The 1,430-nt window shown below is 57.8% G+C and carries 2 protein-coding genes; both read right to left on the bottom strand.

The genetic code is table 11. From position 1 onward, the window contains the following. Positions 1–36: 36 nt before the first annotated feature. Positions 37–876 (bottom strand): IS21-like element helper ATPase IstB, encoded by an 840-nt coding sequence (gene istB / locus Q368_RS0122790; protein ID WP_084159014.1) that lies wholly within the window; start codon positions 874–876, stop codon positions 37–39. Continuing rightward, on the bottom strand, positions 873–1,430 hold a 558-nt coding region (locus Q368_RS26540; protein WP_029461308.1), incomplete at its 5' end, for a Mu transposase domain-containing protein. The genes istB and Q368_RS26540, both read right to left, overlap by 4 nt.

Below are 1,430 nucleotides of genomic sequence, written 5' to 3'. Positions count from 1 at the left end.
TGCTCAGCGTCAATTACTCCTGGGCACTGACGACAACTATTCTTGTGCACGCACCTCGGCTTCAGCCAAGCGATCTTCGGGTATGAGTTCAGCGCCGCGTCCGTGGTCATTGCCGCGAAGCTGAGTGTCCGCATTCCGCTTTTGCGCTTCCTGGTTCCGGTAACTCTGGCCGGTCAGCTCCAGGATGACGCAATGGTGGACCATCCGGTCGATGGCCGCCGCCGTGGTCATGGAATCTTTAAAGATTTTGTCCCATTGCGAGAACACGAGGTTGCTGCTGATCAGCACGCTGCCGCGCTCATAGCGCTCAGCCAGGAAGGTGAAAAGCACTTCCATCTCCTCGCGGTCCTGCTGCACGTAGCCGATGTCGTCGAGGATCACTGCCTCAAACCGGTCGAGCTTTTTGAGTTCCTTTTCCAGGATCAAGTCACGTTTGGCCACGAGCAGCTTCTGGACCAGCCGGTAGGCCGGGATGAACAGCACCTGATGACCACGCCGGACAAGCTCATGGCCGATGGCGCACAGCAGGTGCGTCTTTCCGCGTCCCGGGAGCCCAAAGGCCACGATGTTCTCCGCTCGTCCCAGGAAGTGCCCCTCGCACAGGGAGGGCAGCATCTTCTTCACGCGTTCCGGCAAAACGGTCATGTCCAGGCTCGCCAGTGTTTTGTCCCTTGGCAAGCCAGACGCTTTCAGGAGGCGCTCGATCCGGTCCTGTCGCCTGTCTTCCAGTTCAATTTCGGCCAGATGCTGTAAATATTGCTGATGGCTCCAGCCCTGGCTCTCGGCTGTGCCCGACATTTCCTGGAAGCAAGCGGCAAATGACGACAAGTGCAAGGCCTTGAGACAGATCGCGAGACCGCCGGATTCCAGAATCATACGCAACCTTCCTGGCGATGGAGCAGGTTGTCGTAAATCAAGAGGTCGACCACTGGCGCGTCCATGACCATGGCCGCGAGCTTGTCGCCGTCGGTGACCATCGCCTTGACCCCCTCGGCACTGATTGGCGTCTTGGTCTCCAGAAGGAGTTCCAGGGCCGCTTCAACATCGGACTCCATCGTTGATGCCGCCAGATGGAGGATGCGCACGTACTCCTTGTCGGCCTTGTTCTCCTCAAGCTTGGTCCGCAACGCGTCATAAGCACGTCGAAAAACCAGTGAAGGAAAGAGATCCTCCCGGTAACGGTAGAGGCGAAACGCGCCGGGCTTTTTCACAAGGGACCAAATGACGTGTCGATAATTGATCCTGTGTCCACCCCGGCCCAGGAGCCGAGGAGTGGTGAGCTGCATTTTGCCGCCGTAATAGACGTCGATCCTGCCTTCATAGACTCTGACCCTGAGTTTCTCGCCAATCAGCCTGGAGGGCACGGAATATACGTTCTTCTTGATGGAGAGGGTGCTCCAGGAACTGACCCGGGTATCCACTTCAATGAA

The sequence above is a fragment of the Solidesulfovibrio alcoholivorans DSM 5433 genome (assembly GCF_000702665.1).
GTDB lineage: Bacteria > Desulfobacterota > Desulfovibrionia > Desulfovibrionales > Desulfovibrionaceae > Solidesulfovibrio > Solidesulfovibrio alcoholivorans.
This window is presented reverse-complemented; position numbering and strand designations above follow the sequence as displayed.

Excerpts from the sequence above, each read along its gene's own strand:
- istB (WP_084159014.1), bottom strand. The coding sequence starts at position 876 with ATGATTCTGGAATCCGGCGGTCTCGCGATCTGTCTCAAGGCCTTGCAC.